Below are 15,519 nucleotides of genomic sequence, written 5' to 3' on the forward strand. Positions count from 1 at the left end.
CGCATCATGGGACCAGCACGATCATCACAAGGAGAAACACCGCACATGCCCAGGCGCCAGGCGTATGCCCTGCTCATCGCCCTAGTGGCGGGCACAGCCGTGCTCGCCGCCGCCGTCGCCTTCGGTACGACGCTGTTCTCCGGCCCCCGGTCGGCACCGCTCCCGCCCGCCGAGACCCACGCGGCGGCCCGTAACCCGGTCGCCCCCGCGACCTCGGGCGGCAGGTGGGTCGCCACCTGGGCCGCCGCGCCCGTCCGCGCCGAACCGGGCACCGAGGACGGGTTCCCCGGGCGCACCATCCGTAACATCGTGCACACCAGCATTGGCGGGGAGGTCGCCCGGATAACGCTGTCGAACCTCTTCGGCACGGGCCCCCTGGTCATCGACCAGGCCACCGTCAACACCCGGCCAGTGACCTTCAAGGGCGCCGCCGCCGTCACCGTGGCGGCGGGCGGACAGGTCATCAGTGACCCGGTCGAGGTGCCCGTGGCCCCCGACTCCGACCTCCAGGTCGGCTTCCGCACCCCACAGGCGGGCGGGCCGGTCACCTACCACCCCAACACGCACCAGACCTCGTACCTGATCGACGAACGAGGCACCCGGAGCAGCACCCACTGGCGCTATCTGACCGCCGTGGACGTCCGCAGCGAGAGAGCACGCGGCGCGATCGTCGCCTTCGGGGACTCCCTGACCGCGGGCAGCGGCTCCTCCACCGACGCCAACGCCCGCTGGACCGACGTCCTCGCCGACCGGCTGGGCGGCCGGTACGGAGTCGCCAACGCGGGCATCGCGGGCAACCGGGTCGTGGGCATCGGCCGCGGCACCGGTGGCCAGTCGGGCACCGACCGGCTCGACCGCGACGTCCTGGCGGTCGCCGGAGCCCGGACGGTCGTCGTGGCACTCGGCATCAACGACGTACAGCAGCGCCCCCAGGAAGCCGACCCCCAGCGCATCGTGGACAGCCTGCGTGCCCTCACCGACCGGGCGCACGCGCGCGGGCTCACGGTCGTCGGCGCGACGCTGACCCCGTTCGAGGGCTACGCCACCTGGACACCCCAGCGCAACGCCGTACGCCAGGCGGTCAACAAGCAGATCCGCGCGGGCACGGTCTTCGACGCGTACGTGGACTTCGACGCGGCGGTACGCGACCCCGCCGCACCCGACCGGATCCTCGCCCCGTACGACTCCGGTGACCATCTGCACCTCAACGACGACGGGTACCGCGCGCTCGGCGACCGGCTGAACCTGAAGGTCCTGGACCGGGCCGGCACACTTCGGTCCGACGCGCTGTGAGGCGCTGAAGGGCCGAAGGAAGGCCGGAAGGAAGGGCTGAGGAGCCGCATCCGCATACGGGCGGACCCGACGCGAATCCGCCCCCGCCCCGGGCATGGCCCCACCCCTTGTCCCGGGCATTGCCCCACTCCTCGCCCCGGGGCCCGGGCCCTCAGAGTTCCTTGCGGCCGCCGCCCGCCGCTCCGCCGTCCGGGTCCTCCAGCTCGCGCCGACGGCGCGCCTCCCGTTCCGCCTCCTTCGCCTCCTTCAGCCGGCGACGCTCCGCCTTCGTCCGCTTGCGGTCCACGCCGACACCGCCCATCAGGGCGAAGCCGGTGATCCGCACGTACGGGGCGTCCGGGGCCGGCTCGCCCTCCTCGTTGGAGCCCTCCCCGAAGCCGCCCATGATGCCGACGCCCCTGACATCGACGTTCAGCTCCGGCGGCGCGGTCACATGGATGCCGCCCATGATGGTGATGCAGCGGATGACGGTCTCACGGCCCTCGAAGTTCGCCTCGCGCAGATCGATCTCGCCACCGCCCCACATCGCGAACGCGGTGAACATCCGGCCGACCGTCCAGCGGCCCTTCCGGTTGAAGCCGCCCCACAGGGCGAACGCCCCCTTGGAGGTGGCTTGGCCGCCGATCCTCGCCGGCCAGTTCGCGGCGGAGCCCCCCAGCGGGGCGGGCGCGGACGAACCGATCGGAGCGACCACCGAGCCCGGCGCCGGAAGGTCCTGGACCAACGGCTCCAGCTCTCCGTGCGTGCGGGCCTTGAAGGCCGTTTCGAGGCGCTGGTCGAACTCGTCCATATCCAGTCGGCCCTCGGCCACCGCCTCGCGCAGCAGTTCCGCGATCCGCTCACGCTCGGCATCGGAGGCACGCATGTCCGGACTCTCACTTGTCATACCGCGCAGCCTATTGAACGCACCCGTTTCCAGCACAGCCATACAGCCCCATGACCTGCGCGTGCCGCCCGGGAGGGGCGCCCGTCACCGCGCCGACGCGTACATCCTCGCGATCACTGCCTCGATGTCCGGCTCCCGTACCGACAGGTCGACCAGTGGGTAGTCCGCGGCGATCCGCGCCACCAGCGGGGCCGCCGACGCGGCGGCGGGGAACGCCAGCCACTGGCGCGGGCCCTCCACCTTGACCGCCCGCAGGGCCGGCCCACCGCCCGCCACCTCAGGCTCCAGCACGATCGGGGGGAGTTCGCTCTCCAGGTCCACCACGAGCATGCGTTCGCTCTCCCCCACCTCATGGAGGCCCGCCAGCGAACCGTCGTACATCAGGCGGCCGTGGTCGATCACCATCACCCGGCCGCACAACTGCTCGATGTCGGTGAGGTCGTGCGTCGTCAGCAGGACCGTCGTCCCCCGCTCGGCGTTCAACTCCTTCAGGAACTGCCGCACCTTGGCCTTGGAGATCACATCGAGGCCGATCGTCGGCTCGTCCAGGTAGAGCACCTCCGGGTCGTGCAGCAGCGCTGCCGCGATGTCGCCGCGCATCCGCTGCCCCAGGGAGAGTTGACGTACGGGGACCTCCAACAGGTCGCCCAGATCGAGCAGTTCGACGCAGCGGTCCAGGTTCTCCCGGTAACGCCGGTCGGGGATGCGGTACATGCGGTGCATCAGCCGGTACGAGTCGCGCAGCGGCAGGTCCCACCAGAGGGTCGTCCGCTGGCCGAACACCACACCGATGCGGTGCGCCAGTCGGGTGCGTTCGCGGGAGGGGTCGACGCCCGCGACCCGCAGCCGGCCGCCGCTCGGGGTGAGGATGCCCGTCAGCATCTTGATCGTGGTCGACTTCCCGGCCCCGTTCGGGCCGATGTAGCCGACCATCTCGCCGCGGGCCACCCGGAAGCTGATCCCGTCCACCGCCCGCACCTCGCGGCGCTCGCGGCGCAGCGGACCGGTGCGACGGCGGACCTCGAAGACCTTCTCGACACCGTCGAGAGTGATGAAGCCGTCGTCGCCGTCGACGCTCGTAGTCGTAGTCGTAGTCGTACTCGCACTCGTGCTCGTGCTCGTGCTCGTGCTCGTGCTCGTAGTCACGCTCGTGCTCGTGCCCACACCCGTACCCGTACCCGTACCCGTGCCGTCACCCATGCCCATGCCCGTACCCTCCTCCGTGATCATTCCCGCTCAACTGCCCGTGCTCCGGTACGCCCGCAGCCCCGCCCGCCACGCGAGGCCCGCCAGCACCCAGCAGCCCGCCGCCACCAGCGGCGGCAGGAACGCCACCCACTGCGGCAGATCCACCGGGTACTCCCGGTCCAGCACGTACAGCGCGGGCAGCCAGCTGACGAAGGCCAGCGGCACCACGAACGTCACCCCGCGCACGAGGTCCTTCGCGAAGATCGTGGGCGGGTACTGGAGCAGCGTCGTCCCGCCGTACGTAAAGGAGTTCTGCACCTCCGAGGCGTCCTGCGCGACGAACTGGAACGCCGCCCCCACCACGAAGACCGCCCCGAAGATCGCCGCACCGCTCACCACCATCATCGGCAGCATCAGCACCTTCAGCGGGGTCCACGCGATGTCCAGGGAGACCAGCGCGTAGCCGAGCACCAGCAGCCCCTGGGTGATCCGCCCGAGCCTGCGCAGCGCGAACCGGTCCGCCGCGACCTGCGCCAGCACCGGGACCGGCCGCACCAGCAGGGTGTCGAACGTCCCGTCCCGCACCCGCCGTCCCACCCGGTCCATCGACCCCAGCAGCAGGTCGCACAGCCCGAACGCGGTGGCCGACAGGCCGTACAGCAGGGCGATCTCGGGCAGGGTGTAACCACCCAGAGCGTCGACGTGCGTGAACATCAGCAGGATCGTCACGAAGTCGAAGGCCGTCACCGCGAAGTCCCCGAACAGCGTCATCGCGAACGAGGCCCGGTACGCCATCGTCGAGCGCACCCACATGGTCATGATCAGCCCGTACGCCCGCACACCCTCCAGCAGCCGGGGCCGCTCCGGGAACGGGAACGCCTCCGCCGCCCGGCTCCCCCCGTCCGCCCCGGCCTTCCCGTCCGCCCGCACCACGCTCTCAGCCACCCTGAACCACCACCCTCCTGGTCGCCGCGGTCTGCACGAGGCGCCCCGCCAGCAGCAGCACCACCGCCCAGCCGCCCTGGAACGCGTACGCCTCCACCAGCCCCCACCCCGTGTGCTTGCCGAGGAACACATCGGCCGGGACCTGGAGCAGCGAGGACCACGGCAGCGCCCGCGCCACCTCGCCCAACAGTCCGGGGAACAGGTTCAGCGGCAGCAGCATCCCGGAGAAGAACAGCCCGGCCAGCGACACGATCCGCATCGCGCCCGCCCCGTCCATCAGCCAGAACGCCGACATCGCGACCAGATAGCGCGTCGCGAAGCTGACCACCACGCCCAGGAACACCGAGACGAAGAACGCCGGCCAGGTCCACAGCGATCCCGGGAGAGCCAGATCGAAGGCGAGGGCCCCCAGGAACATCGGCACGACACCGCGCCCCAGCAGATGGAACGCCGCCCGGCCCAGGTCGCCCGCCAGCCACCACAGCTGGAGGTCGACCGGGCGGTACAGGTCGACGGCGATGTCCCCCGTACGGATCCGCTCCACCAACTCGTCCTCGAAGCCGCCGCCCATCATGGCGCAGGCCATCAGCAGGGCCTGCCCGAGCCAGACATAGGTCAGCGCCTGGGACGTGTCGTATCCGCCGAGCTGCGGACGCGCGTCCCACAGGGCGATGTAGGTGTACGCCACGATGAAACCGAAGACCGTGTTGGTGAACACGCCCGCGGCCGTGGCCGTCCGGTACGTGGCATAGCGCCGGAACGCACCCCCCGCCACCACCGCGTAGAGCCGCACGTCGTCCCCTCTCCCCCGCCGCCACCGGTTCCCGACACCAAAGCGTCCGACCCTAGTGCACCCGTGACGGCCGTCGCGACCGGATTTCGGAACGTCCGGAGGAGGGAACGATCCGATCAGAACCGAAGGTTTTCCGGCGAAACGGGCACTGATGGGAGAACCGACCACGCCCGAGGAGCCCCACGGACATGAGCGACGAGTCACAGCACTGGGCCCCCCGCGACCCCTCGGACGCGGTGGCCGCACCCGGCGGCGACCGGGGAGGGCCGCCCGGCACGAGCCAGGGGAAGAACACGAGCAAGAAGGAGAAGAAGAAAGAGCGCGCCAAGCGCACCGGCTGGCGGCGCGCCGTCCCGACCTGGCGGATGACCCTCGGCACCGTCCTGGGCCTCGCCCTCCTCCTCATCTGCGGATTCGTCGCCGGATACCAGTTCGTCGACATCCCGGCGGCCAACGCCGCGGCCACCGCCCAGTCCAACGTCTACCTCCACAGCGACGGCAGCGTCATCGCCCGGGACGGCGAGGTGAACCGGGAGAAGGTCAAGCTCTCCCAGGTCCCCACGACCGTCCAGCACGCGGTACTGGCCGCCGAGGACCGGGACTTCTACTCCGAGCGCGCCGTGGACGTGAAGGCGATGGTCCGGGCCGGCTGGAACACCGTGACCGGCAAGGGCAAGCAGGGCGGTTCGACGATCACCCAGCAGTACGTGAAGAACTACTACCTCGGCCAGGAGCGGACCGTCCTGCGCAAGGCCAAGGAGTTCTTCATCGCGGTCAAGCTCAACCGCGAGGAGACCAAGGACCAGATCTTCGAGGGCTACCTCAACACCAGCTACTTCGGGCGCAACGCCTACGGCATCCAGGCCGCCGCACAGGCGTACTACAGCAAGAACGTCGAGGACCTCACCACCGCCGAGGGCGCCTACCTCGCCTCCCTCCTGAACGCCCCCAGCGCCTACGACGTCGCCGCCCACCCCGACAACGAACCCACCGCCCAGCACCGCTGGAAGTACGTCCTGGACGGCATGGTCAAGGAGGGCTGGCTCGATGCGGCCGAACGGGCGACGACGGAGTTCCCCACCCCCGGCGAGGCCAAACCGCCGACCGGACTCTCGGGACAGCGCGGCTACATCGTGCAGGCCGTCGAGAACTACCTGGACCAACGCGGCATCCTCGACGAGAAGACCCTCGCCACCGGCGGCTACCGCATCACCACGACCCTCGACAAGTCCAGACAGGACGCCTTCGTCGAGGCCGTCGACGCCAACGTGACGTCCAGGACCAGCGCCGAACGCGAGGCCGACCGCAACGTCCGGGTCGGCGGGGCCTCGATCGTCCCCGACACCGGCGAGGTCGTCGCCCTGTACGGCGGCATCGACTACACGAAGCAGTACGTCAGCAACGCGACCCGCCGCGACTACCAGGTCGGCTCCGCCTTCAAGCCGTTCGTCCTCACCTCCGCCGTCGTCAACGACTCCACCACCCAGGACGGCCGGCGCATCACGCCCAACACCGTCTACGACGGCACCAACAAGCGGATGGTCGTCGGACCCGAGGGCCCCACCGGCTACGCCCCCGCCAACGAGGACGACGAAGACTACGGCGACATCACCGTGCGCACCGCCACCGACAAGTCCGTCAACTCCGTCTACGCGCAGATGGCCCAGGACGTCGGCCCCGAAAAGGTCCGGGACACCGCGGTCGCCCTCGGCATCCCCACCGACACCCCCGACCTCACCGCCTCCCCCTCCATCGCGCTCGGCCCCGCCAACGCCAGCGTCCTGGACATGACCGAGGCGTACGCCACCCTCGCCGACCACGGCCGGCACGGCGCTCACGTCCTCGTCGAGAAGGTCACCAAGGACGGCGCGGAGATCAAGCTGCCCGAGCGCACGACCGGCCAGGCCGTCAGCCGTGAGGCCGCCGACACCACCACCTCCGTGCTGCGCAGCGTCGTGGAGGGCGGCACCGGCACGGCGGCCCAGGCCGTGGGCCGCCCCGCCGTGGGCAAGACCGGCACCGCCGAGGAGGACCGGGCCGCGTGGTTCGCCGGGTACACCCCGGACCTCGCGACCGTCGTCGCCGTGATGGGCCAGAACCCGGACACGGGCGCCCAGACCTCGCTGTACGGAGCCCTCGGCCTGCCCCGCGTCAACGGCGGCGGCGCCCCGGCCGAGACCTGGGCCGCCTACACGGAAGCGGCGCTGCGCTCCTCCCCGGCCCAGGAGTTCGACCTGCAGACGGCACCCGGCTCCGACGAGGAGGACGAACCCCCGCTCGACGAGAACCCCGACGGCAGCACGGACCCGTCCTCCTCGTCGGAACCCACCACCGCCCCCTCCGGCACCACGGAGAGCAGCCCGGCCGACAGCAGCCCGCCCACGTCCGGCACGGACACCGGCGGGACGGGCGGGAACGACGGCGCCTCCGGAGGCTCCGGAGAGACAGGAGACACCGGAGGCGGCGGAGGCGGCGAGGGGGTACGCGTCCCCGGCCTCCCCGGCGACCGGCCGGCATGACCGGCCCACCGGCATGACCAGTACGACCGGAGCGACCGGTGGGCCGGAGCGACCGGTGGGCCGGAGCGACCGGTGGCCGGTCGCTCCGGCCCACCGGAGCCCGTAGGTCCAGTCAGTGCCCGGAGGTCGCCTTCAGACCGACCACGGCCACCAGCAACAGACAGACGAAGAAGATCCGCGCAGCGGTCGCCGGCTCGTTCAGCGCGACCATGCCCACGATCGCCGCACCGGCCGCGCCGATACCGACCCACACGCCGTACGCCGTACCGATCGGCAGCGTCTTCGCCGCATGGGACAGCAACACCATGCTCGCCACGATCCCGAGGCCGGTGAACACGCTCGGCCACAGCCGGGTGAACCCCTCGGTGTACTTCATCCCGATCGCCCAGCCCACTTCGAGCAAACCGGCAACGACCAACAGAACCCACGCCATGACTGACACCTCCGACGAGAAACCACGTGAACAGAACGGGTGCGTCGTCTTTGCAGGCCCGGTACGGCGCGTCTCGTCGGGGTGGTCCCACCGTAGCAAAGAACAGGGAAAGGGCCTGGTGACACCGGTCACCAGGCCCTGACAGCCACAGACCCGAGGAACCCTGACCGGACCCCGGACAGCCGCGGTCCTACAGATACAACCCGGTCGAATCCACCGAACCCTCGAACCGGTCGGCGGCCACCGCGTGCAGATCACGCTCCCGCATCAGGACGTACGCGACGCCCCGCACCTCGACCTCGGCACGGTCCTCGGGGTCGTACAGCACCCGGTCGCCGGGCTCCACCGTCCGCACGTTCTGCCCGACCGCGACGACGACGGCCCAGGCCAGGCGCCGGCCCACCGCGGCCGTCGCCGGAATCAGGATGCCGCCGCCGGAGCGCCGCTCGCCCTCGGACGCGTCGTTCCGCACCAGCACCCGGTCGTGCAGCATCCGGATGGGCAGCTTGTCCTCGTCGGCGGAGCCGGTGGCGCCGCGATGGCCCTTGTGGGTGTTGTCGCTCACGCCCGCAACCTACCTGCCGGGCCCCGGACCGTACGCGTCCGGGTGCGGAACACCACCGGACGCGTACCGACCCCGACCACCACCGGTTACCCGCGGCGGCGCCTGGACGCGGTGAGCAGGCCCACCACACCGACCACCAGCAGAGCCGCGGGAATCACCCGCTCCAGCCGCGGGGAGCCGTCCTCCGCGACGAACCGCGCCTTCACCTCCGACACCGAACGGTTCACCGCGACGAAGGCACGGCCGGCCGTCCGGTCCACGGACTGGGCCGCTTTCGCCTTGGCATCTGTGATGATCGTCTTCGGGTGTACCCGCACCCCGATCTCGTCGAGCACCACAGCGAGCTGCTCGCGCCTGCTGATGATGTCCGCCTCGATCTGCGCAGGGGTCCTGGCATCCGACACTGCGCCGCCTCCGTGGTCGTCGTCCGGTAAACCTTCGTCTGAACCTTCGTCGACAGTCTGTCAGCTCGAACCCCCGCGCACCCGGCGGCACCCCTACTACCCTCGGTCCCGTCCGACCCGTGCACCACCCGAGGAGAACCACATGAGCGAGCGACTGAAGCCCGGCGACACCGCTCCCGCCTTCACCCTTCCCGACGCCGACGGCAACGAGGTGTCGCTCGCGGACCACAAGGGCCGCAAGGTCATCGTGTACTTCTACCCGGCCGCGCTTACCCCCGGATGCACCAAGCAGGCCTGCGACTTCACGGACAACCTCGACCTCCTGACGAACGCCGGGTACGACGTCATCGGCGTCTCCCCCGACAAGCCGGAGAAGCTCGCGAAGTTCCGCGACACGGAGAACCTCAAGGTCACTCTGGTGGGCGACCCGGCCAAGGGAACTTTGGAGGCCTACGGAGCCTTCGGCGAGAAGAAGCTCTACGGCAAAGTGGTGACGGGCGTGATCCGTTCCACCGTCGTCGTCGACGAGGACGGCAAGATCGAGCACGCGTTCTACAACGTGAAGGCGACCGGCCACGTGGCCAAGATCATCAGGGATCTGGGCATCTGAGACCCACCCCCGCGCGCGATCTCGGCACGCTCCCCGACCGGAGAACGTGTCAGGATCGTGTGAGGGAGATCGCATCCACCCCCGAGGCCGGTTTGCGACCGCCATGACTGCACAGAAGCCTTTCCTGGAACACTCCGAAGAAAGGACCCGGCCATGGCGGCCCCCGACCCCCACCAGGCGGCCGACCCCGAAGCGGTCAAACGCCACCCCCTGCTCTTCCGGGCCATCCGGAAGCGGCAGAACCCGCGGCTGCGCCGGACGGACATCACGGTCACGGACGACGCCGCGGTCAAGAGGGCCGTGAAGGCCGCCTCACTGGGTAACGCCATGGAGTGGTTCGACTTCGGGATCTACTCCTACCTGGCCGTGACGATCGGACATGTGTTCTTCCCGTCCGGGAACGAGACCACTCAGCTCCTGTCCTCCTTCGCGACCTTCGCGGTGGCCTTCCTCGTACGGCCGCTCGGCGGCATGTTCTTCGGCCCGATGGGCGACAAGGTCGGCCGCAAGAAGGTCCTCGCGCTGACGATGATCCTGATGGCGGTCGGCACGTTCGCGATCGGCCTGATCCCCTCGCACGCCACGATCGGCGTCTGGGCCCCCGCCCTGCTGATCATCTTCCGGATCCTCCAGGGCTTCTCCACGGGCGGTGAGTACGGCGGCGCCTCCACGTTCATCGCCGAGTACGCCCCCGACAAGCGGCGCGGCTTCTTCGGCAGCTTCCTGGAATTCGGCACCCTGGCCGGCTACGTCGGCGCGGCGGGCCTCGTCACGGCCCTGTACGCCCTCCTGAACGACGCGCAGATGGAGACCTGGGGATGGAGGATCCCGTTCCTCGTCGCGGGCCCGCTGGGCCTGGTCGGCCTCTACCTGCGACTGCGCCTGGACGAGACCCCGGCCTTCCAGAAGCTGGAGGGCGGCACGGCGCACGCCAGCGAGGCGGCGGACGGTGTCGAGTCCACGGCCAAGGGCGACCTCGCGAAGATCTTCCGGCAGTACTGGCCGACGCTGATCCTCTGCATCTGCCTGGTCGGCGCGTACAACATCACCGACTACATGCTGCTGTCGTACATGCCGACGTACCTCTCCGACGAGCTCGGCTACAGCGAGACCCACGGCCTGCTGATCCTGCTGGCGGTGATGGTGTTCCTGATGACGATCATCAACCAGGTCGGCAAGCTCTCCGACCGCTTCGGCCGCAAACCGCTGCTGATGGCCGGCATGCTCGGCTTCCTCTTCCTCTCCCTCCCCGCGTTCCTCCTCATCCGGGTGGACGGCATCCTGCCCATCACGGTCGGCATGCTGATGCTGGGCCTCTCCCTGGTCTGCATGCTCGGCACCATGTCGGCGGCGCTCCCGGCCCTGTTCCCGACGAACGTCCGTTACGGGTCCCTGTCGGTCGGCTACAACCTCTCCGCGTCGATCTTCGGCGGCACGACCCCGCTGGTGATCACGGCCCTGATCAGCTGGACCGGCTCCAACCTGATGCCCGCGTACTACGCGATGGCGGCGGCCCTGGTCGGCCTGATCGCGGTCGCCTGCATGAAGGAGACGGCCCAGCAGCCGCTGATCGGCTCCCCGCCGTCGGTCGAGACGGACGAGGAGGCGGCGGAGCTGGTGCAGTCGCAGGCGCCGGAGCCGAAGTTCTGAGCCCTTCCGCCTCGTGCGACCCCCTCCTCGGAGGAACGGCCCGTAGCGCTCATGTCGAGCGGTACGGGCTGTTCCGTGTCCTCTCCGGGTTCTTGCCGTGCCCCCATCGCACTTCCACCGCATTTCGGGCGTGACTGTCCGATAAACGGTTCGTTACTCCGTACGAGGCTGCGAACGCGCTCGCGGCCGGGATGGAGGGGACATGGCGGACAGCCCGTACACACGGGCCCGGCTGACCGAGGCGGCCTCGTCGTCACGGACGCTCTCGGAGGCGTTGACGAGGCTGGGGGTGGATCCGAAGGGGCCGTCGCGGCGGTACCTCCGGGAACGGATGAAGAAGATGGGCATAGCCACGGAGCACTTCGAACGCGAGGGCGCCCGCTGGACGAAGGAAGTCCTGGAGCCCGTGGTCGCCGTGTCGACGAGCGTCTACGAAGTGCTGCGACGTCTCGGTCTGGACGCCGTGGGGGGCCACCACACCAACATCAGCAGACGCATCAAGGCATACGGCTTCGACACGTCGCACTTCGCCCAGCCCTCGCGCGCCGGGACGAAGAAGCGCCGTCTCTCGGCCGAGGATCTGCTGGTGGACGACCGCTCGCCGCACCCTCGCCGTATCCCCAGCTCCCGCCTCAAGCCCGCCATGGCCGCGCTCGGCGTACCGGAACGCTGCGCTCACTGCGGAACGGAACCGCTCTGGCGTGGTCGGCCGCTTCCGCTCGAGGTGGACCACATCAACGGCAGGTGGAGCGACAACCGCCTGGAGAACCTGCGGCTCCTCTGCCCCAACTGCCATGCGGCGACCGACAACTATCGCGGCCGGGCCAAGGGCCGCCGTGCCGGACGCGGCGACAACCGGTGAACCAGAGACAGCGGTACACCCGCGAGCGGCTGGCCGAGGCCGCGGAAAGCTGCTCGAACATCGACGAAGTCATCACGTTCCTGGGTACCCACCCGTACACGCGACTCCCCCGATATCTACGGAGACGGTTCGCCCATTTCGGGATCGACATCTCCCACTTCGGACACCGCGGCTCGGACACCGTGGCCTCCCGCCCTTCGCGGGACACGCTCCGCGAGGCGGTGGCGGCCTCACGCTCCATCGCGGAACTGCTCCGCAGACTCGGGCGTCGCGAGAACGGGCATCAACGGAACCTGTTGCGGCGGTGGATCGCCGAAGAGGACTTGTCGACCTCCCACTTCCTCGGTCAGGCTCATCAGCGTGGACGGCCGGGCCCGACCTCCGTCAGACCCCCGGAGGAAGTGCTGGTGAAGCACACCGGCAGGCATCGCACGAAGACCGTGCTCCTACGCCGGGCCCTGCGCGGGATCGGTGTACCCGAGCAGTGTGGCGAGTGCGGAACCGAACCTGTCTGGCATGGGTCGCCCATCACCCTGGAGATCGACCACGTCAACGGTGACTGGAGCGACGACCGCGCCGAGAACCTTCGGCTACTGTGCCCGAACTGCCATGCGGTCACCACCACCTGGTGCCGAGGGGGAGCACACGGACTCACGCGCCGGTGAAATGCGCTCCTCGCCTCCCCCGCCCGCCCGGTACGATGACATGCGTCTGGCGGCGGTGGTGCAACTGGCGACACAGCAGACTTAGGATCTGTGGCCCGTGAAACGGCTTGAGGGTTCGAATCCCTTCCGCCGCACCAAGAACGGCCTGCGAATCGAAGCACTGATGCGCAGGCCGTTTTTCCGTCCCGCCCTACCCCGCCAACTCCCGCACCACCGGCACCAACGCCCGGAACGCCTTCCCGCGGTGGCTGATCGCGTTCTTCTCCGCCGGGGTCAGCTCCGCACATGTGCGGGTCTCGCCCTCCGGCTGGAGGATCGGGTCGTAGCCGAAGCCGCCCGCGCCGGACGGGGTGTGGCGCAGGGTGCCGTTCAGGCGGCCCTCGACCACGCGTTCCGTGCCGTCGGGGAGGGCCAGGGCGGCGGCGCAGGCGAAGGAGGCGCCGCGGTGTTCGTCGGCGATGTCGCCGAGTTGGGCCAGGAGCAGGTTCAGGTTGGCCTCGTCGTCGCCGTGGGTGCCGGCCCAGCGGGCCGAGAAGATGCCGGGGGCGCCACCGAGGACGTCCACGCAGAGGCCGGAGTCGTCGGCGATGGCCGGGAGGCCGGTGGCGCTCGCCAGGGCGTGGGCCTTGAGGAGCGCGTTCTCGGCGAAGGTGACGCCGGTTTCCTTGACGTCGGGGATGTCGGGGTACGCGTCCGCGCCGACGAGGTCGAGGTCGAGTCCCGCGTCGGCGAGGATGGCGCGGAGTTCGGTGATTTTCCCGGCGTTGCGGGTGGCGAGGATCAGGCGCTTCATGCGGCGATTATCGCCGCACGATCGGGGTGGGCCGGTCGCGCCCCCGGCTCACCCCGCCCCCGGCGCTACGGGCTGCAGACCTTGCCGATCTCCGTCGCCGCGTCCGTCACCGGGGTGATGTCGGGGGTGGCGTCGCCGCCCTCGATGGACTTGCGGACGCCTGTGACGCCCGTCTGGAGGTCGTCGACGGCCTTGGAGAGGTCGGCGTTGTCCGTGGAGTCGCCGAGGTTCTTCAGCTCGCGGTCGATCTCGTCCAGGGACTCGGAGGCCTGGGTGACGTCCTCGGAGGCGTTGGAGACGGCCTTCTGGAGGTTGCCGACGCTGGTGGCGATGGCGTCGGCGGTGCGGACGCAGTCGAGCGCCTTGTCGAGGCCGGCGCAGCCTGCGGCCGTGGTCAGCGTCAGCAGGGTGGCGGCGGTGGCGAGTGCGAGGCGTTGGTGGCGGCGCGAAGCCATGGTTCGGTCCCTCCCCGGGGATCGTTACGTGGACGGACGCACGGTTCGACCCGTGCGCCCGTATCCGTAACGACGCTCTGCGGTGCGTATGTGGTTGCTTCTCTACCCGCGGGGGGTGGGTCGCTACGCGTCCTGGGTGCGGGCGAGCGCACCGTGCTGGAGTGCGGCGAGGTCGACGCAGCCGGCGGTGGCGAGGTCGAGGAGCGCTCCGAGTTCCTTGCGGTCGAAGGGTGCGCCCTCGGCGGTGCCCTGGACCTCGACGAAGCGGCCGTCCCCGGTGCAGACGACGTTCATGTCGGTCTCGGCGCGGACGTCCTCCTCGTAGCGGAGGTCGAGGAGCGGGGTGCCGTCGACGATGCCGACGCTGATGGCGGCGACGGTGTCGGTGAGCGGCTTGCGGCCGGCCTTGACGATCTTCTTGCCCTGGGCCCAGGCGACGGCGTCGGCGAGGGCGACGTAGGCGCCGGTGATGGCGGCCGTACGGGTGCCGCCGTCTGCCTGGAGGACGTCGCAGTCCAGGACGATGGTGTTCTCGCCGAGGGCCTTGCAGTCGATGACGGCGCGCAGGGAGCGGCCGATCAGGCGGCTGATCTCGTGGGTGCGTCCGCCGATCTTGCCGCGTACGGCTTCGCGGTCGCCCCGGGTGTTGGTGGAGCGGGGCAGCATGGAGTATTCGGCGGTGACCCAGCCTTCGCCGCTGCCCTTGCGCCAGCGCGGGACGCCTTCGGTGACGGAGGCGGTGCAGAAGACTTTGGTGTCGCCGAAGGAGATGAGGACTGAGCCCTCGGCGTGCTTGCTCCAGCCGCGTTCGATGGTGACGGGGCGGAGCTGTTCGGGGGTGCGGCCGTCGATGCGAGACATGGGCCCGACTTTATCCGGTGGCGGGGGTGGCTCCGTTCGGGTGCGGTGGCGGCCGCCGCGGACCGTACCGGGGACCGTGTGCGCGGGGTGTGGGGGACATGGCACGGCCCCGTCCTCCGGTGGGGGACGGGGCCTGCGGTTTCCGGCGTGGGGTCAGCCGGTCACATCATGTCTTCGATGTCGGCGGCGATGGGGTCCGCGTCGGTGCCGATGACGACCTGGATCGCGGTGCCCATCTTGACGACGCCGTGGGCGCCGGCGGCCTTGAGGGCGGCTTCGTCGACCTTGCTGGGGTCGTGGACCTCGGTGCGGAGGCGGGTGATGCAGCCTTCGATCTCGTCGATGTTGTCGATGCCGCCGAGCCCGGCGACGATCTTCTCAGCCTTGGTGGCCATGTCCTTCTCCCTGGTTTCGCGCGCAGACAGCCGCCCGCTGCGGGTCCGTTTCGTCACGGTAACGCACGGTTGGCCCAACTTCGCGAGCGGGTAACCGGACGATCCCGAAGGATGACGATCACCGGCGCCCCGCCTTCGGGACGGACCCCGGACCGTGACGCAACTGGTCTACACCAGTTTGCGACGACCGCCAAACGTGAAG

16 protein-coding genes, 1 tRNA gene and 1 riboswitch are annotated in these 15,519 nt (G+C 70.0%); of the genes, 6 read left to right on the forward strand and 11 right to left on the reverse strand.

Translation table 11 applies throughout. The annotated features are described in order from the left end of the window. The first annotated feature begins 45 nt into the window (after nucleotides 1-45). Complete coding sequence (locus ACZ60Q_RS20820) at nucleotides 46-1,293, forward strand: SGNH/GDSL hydrolase family protein (protein ID WP_469636468.1); 1,248 nt, start codon at nucleotides 46-48, stop codon at nucleotides 1,291-1,293. A 151-nt stretch (nucleotides 1,294-1,444) separates the two neighbouring features. On the opposite strand, the gene ACZ60Q_RS20825 is transcribed toward ACZ60Q_RS20820, so the two are convergent. The 4 genes from ACZ60Q_RS20825 to ACZ60Q_RS20840 all read right to left on the reverse strand — a co-directional run bounded on the left by ACZ60Q_RS20825 (nucleotide 1,445) and on the right by ACZ60Q_RS20840 (nucleotide 5,105). Further along, a complete protein-coding gene (locus ACZ60Q_RS20825) occupies nucleotides 1,445-2,158 on the reverse strand; it encodes a DUF1707 SHOCT-like domain-containing protein (RefSeq protein WP_469636818.1) in 714 nt (237 codons plus the stop codon). A 105-nt stretch (nucleotides 2,159-2,263) separates the two neighbouring features. Further along, on the reverse strand, nucleotides 2,264-3,409 hold the full coding sequence (locus ACZ60Q_RS20830; RefSeq protein WP_469636471.1) for an ABC transporter ATP-binding protein: 1,146 nt from the start codon (nucleotides 3,407-3,409) through the stop codon (nucleotides 2,264-2,266). A 6-nt stretch (nucleotides 3,410-3,415) separates the two neighbouring features. Beyond that, on the reverse strand, nucleotides 3,416-4,312 hold the full coding sequence (locus tag ACZ60Q_RS20835) for an ABC transporter permease (protein WP_469636473.1): 897 nt from the start codon (nucleotides 4,310-4,312) through the stop codon (nucleotides 3,416-3,418). Beyond that, nucleotides 4,305-5,105: an ABC transporter permease gene (locus ACZ60Q_RS20840; RefSeq protein WP_469636476.1), complete on the reverse strand. Its 801-nt coding sequence runs from the start codon at nucleotides 5,103-5,105 to the stop codon at nucleotides 4,305-4,307. Before ACZ60Q_RS20840 ends, ACZ60Q_RS20835 begins: the two co-directional genes overlap by 8 nt. Nucleotides 5,106-5,293: 188 nt before the next feature. On the opposite strand from ACZ60Q_RS20840, the gene ACZ60Q_RS20845 reads away from it, so the two are divergent. Next, entirely contained in the window at nucleotides 5,294-7,624 is a 2,331-nt protein-coding gene (locus ACZ60Q_RS20845) for a transglycosylase domain-containing protein (protein ID WP_469636479.1), read from the forward strand. A 112-nt stretch (nucleotides 7,625-7,736) separates the two neighbouring features. On the opposite strand, the gene ACZ60Q_RS20850 is transcribed toward ACZ60Q_RS20845, so the two are convergent. From ACZ60Q_RS20850 to ACZ60Q_RS20860, 3 genes are all read right to left on the reverse strand, one after another. After that, nucleotides 7,737-8,057, reverse strand: a complete 321-nt coding sequence (locus ACZ60Q_RS20850) for a DMT family transporter (protein ID WP_469636482.1) — start codon at nucleotides 8,055-8,057, stop codon at nucleotides 7,737-7,739. A gap of 38 nt (nucleotides 8,058-8,095) precedes the next feature. Next, a riboswitch (guanidine-III (ykkC-III) riboswitch) is annotated at nucleotides 8,096-8,154 on the reverse strand. A gap of 93 nt (nucleotides 8,155-8,247) precedes the next feature. Beyond that, nucleotides 8,248-8,622 carry a GroES family chaperonin gene (locus ACZ60Q_RS20855; RefSeq protein WP_469636485.1) on the reverse strand — a complete coding sequence of 125 codons (375 nt, stop codon included), beginning with the start codon at nucleotides 8,620-8,622 and terminating at the stop codon, nucleotides 8,248-8,250. Between the two features lie 86 nt (nucleotides 8,623-8,708). Beyond that, entirely contained in the window at nucleotides 8,709-9,026 is a 318-nt protein-coding gene (locus tag ACZ60Q_RS20860; RefSeq protein WP_469636488.1) for a DUF3618 domain-containing protein, read from the reverse strand. A gap of 142 nt (nucleotides 9,027-9,168) precedes the next feature. Between ACZ60Q_RS20860 and bcp the strand changes: the two genes are divergently transcribed. The 4 genes from bcp (at nucleotide 9,169) to ACZ60Q_RS20880 (ending at nucleotide 12,950) form a co-directional block, all read left to right on the forward strand. Then, nucleotides 9,169-9,636, forward strand: coding sequence for a thioredoxin-dependent thiol peroxidase (bcp, locus tag ACZ60Q_RS20865; RefSeq protein ID WP_469636494.1), 468 nt, complete (start codon nucleotides 9,169-9,171; stop codon nucleotides 9,634-9,636). Between the two features lie 153 nt (nucleotides 9,637-9,789). Beyond that, complete coding sequence (gene proP / locus ACZ60Q_RS20870; protein WP_469636497.1) at nucleotides 9,790-11,286, forward strand: glycine betaine/L-proline transporter ProP; 1,497 nt, start codon at nucleotides 9,790-9,792, stop codon at nucleotides 11,284-11,286. Between the two features lie 202 nt (nucleotides 11,287-11,488). Continuing rightward, a complete protein-coding gene (locus ACZ60Q_RS20875) occupies nucleotides 11,489-12,148 on the forward strand; it encodes an HNH endonuclease (RefSeq protein WP_469636500.1) in 660 nt (219 codons plus the stop codon). Nucleotides 12,149-12,862: 714 nt separating this feature from the next. Beyond that, nucleotides 12,863-12,950, forward strand: a tRNA-Leu gene (locus ACZ60Q_RS20880). A 53-nt stretch (nucleotides 12,951-13,003) separates the two neighbouring features. Here ACZ60Q_RS20880 and rdgB read toward each other — a convergent pair. The 4 genes from rdgB to ACZ60Q_RS20900 all read right to left on the reverse strand — a co-directional run bounded on the left by rdgB (nucleotide 13,004) and on the right by ACZ60Q_RS20900 (nucleotide 15,347). Then, nucleotides 13,004-13,606 (reverse strand): RdgB/HAM1 family non-canonical purine NTP pyrophosphatase, encoded by a 603-nt coding sequence (gene rdgB, locus ACZ60Q_RS20885; protein WP_469636503.1) that lies wholly within the window; start codon nucleotides 13,604-13,606, stop codon nucleotides 13,004-13,006. 65 nt (nucleotides 13,607-13,671) lie between these two features. Next, entirely contained in the window at nucleotides 13,672-14,061 is a 390-nt protein-coding gene (locus tag ACZ60Q_RS20890) for a hypothetical protein (protein ID WP_469636506.1), read from the reverse strand. A gap of 123 nt (nucleotides 14,062-14,184) precedes the next feature. After that, nucleotides 14,185-14,922, reverse strand: a complete 738-nt coding sequence (rph, locus tag ACZ60Q_RS20895; protein ID WP_469636508.1) for a ribonuclease PH — start codon at nucleotides 14,920-14,922, stop codon at nucleotides 14,185-14,187. A gap of 161 nt (nucleotides 14,923-15,083) precedes the next feature. Continuing rightward, complete coding sequence (locus ACZ60Q_RS20900) at nucleotides 15,084-15,347, reverse strand: PTS sugar transporter subunit IIB (protein ID WP_257138869.1); 264 nt, start codon at nucleotides 15,345-15,347, stop codon at nucleotides 15,084-15,086. Between the last annotated feature and the right edge of the window lie 172 nt (nucleotides 15,348-15,519).

This window comes from Streptomyces sp. NPDC104313 (assembly GCF_055583985.1).

Coding starts and splice junctions, on each gene's coding strand:
- ACZ60Q_RS20820 (WP_469636468.1), top strand. CDS start 46: ATGCCCAGGCGCCAGGCGTATGCCCTGCTCATCGCCCTAGTGGCGGGC.
- ACZ60Q_RS20825 (WP_469636818.1), bottom strand. CDS start 2,158: ATGCGTGCCTCCGATGCCGAGCGTGAGCGGATCGCGGAACTGCTGCGC.
- ACZ60Q_RS20830 (WP_469636471.1), bottom strand. CDS start 3,409: ATGATCACGGAGGAGGGTACGGGCATGGGCATGGGTGACGGCACGGGT.
- ACZ60Q_RS20845 (WP_469636479.1), top strand. CDS start 5,294: ATGAGCGACGAGTCACAGCACTGGGCCCCCCGCGACCCCTCGGACGCG.
- ACZ60Q_RS20850 (WP_469636482.1), bottom strand. CDS start 8,057: ATGGCGTGGGTTCTGTTGGTCGTTGCCGGTTTGCTCGAAGTGGGCTGG.
- bcp (WP_469636494.1), top strand. CDS start 9,169: ATGAGCGAGCGACTGAAGCCCGGCGACACCGCTCCCGCCTTCACCCTT.
- proP (WP_469636497.1), top strand. CDS start 9,790: ATGGCGGCCCCCGACCCCCACCAGGCGGCCGACCCCGAAGCGGTCAAA.
- ACZ60Q_RS20875 (WP_469636500.1), top strand. CDS start 11,489: ATGGCGGACAGCCCGTACACACGGGCCCGGCTGACCGAGGCGGCCTCG.
- rdgB (WP_469636503.1), bottom strand. CDS start 13,606: ATGAAGCGCCTGATCCTCGCCACCCGCAACGCCGGGAAAATCACCGAA.
- ACZ60Q_RS20890 (WP_469636506.1), bottom strand. CDS start 14,061: ATGGCTTCGCGCCGCCACCAACGCCTCGCACTCGCCACCGCCGCCACC.
- rph (WP_469636508.1), bottom strand. CDS start 14,922: ATGTCTCGCATCGACGGCCGCACCCCCGAACAGCTCCGCCCCGTCACC.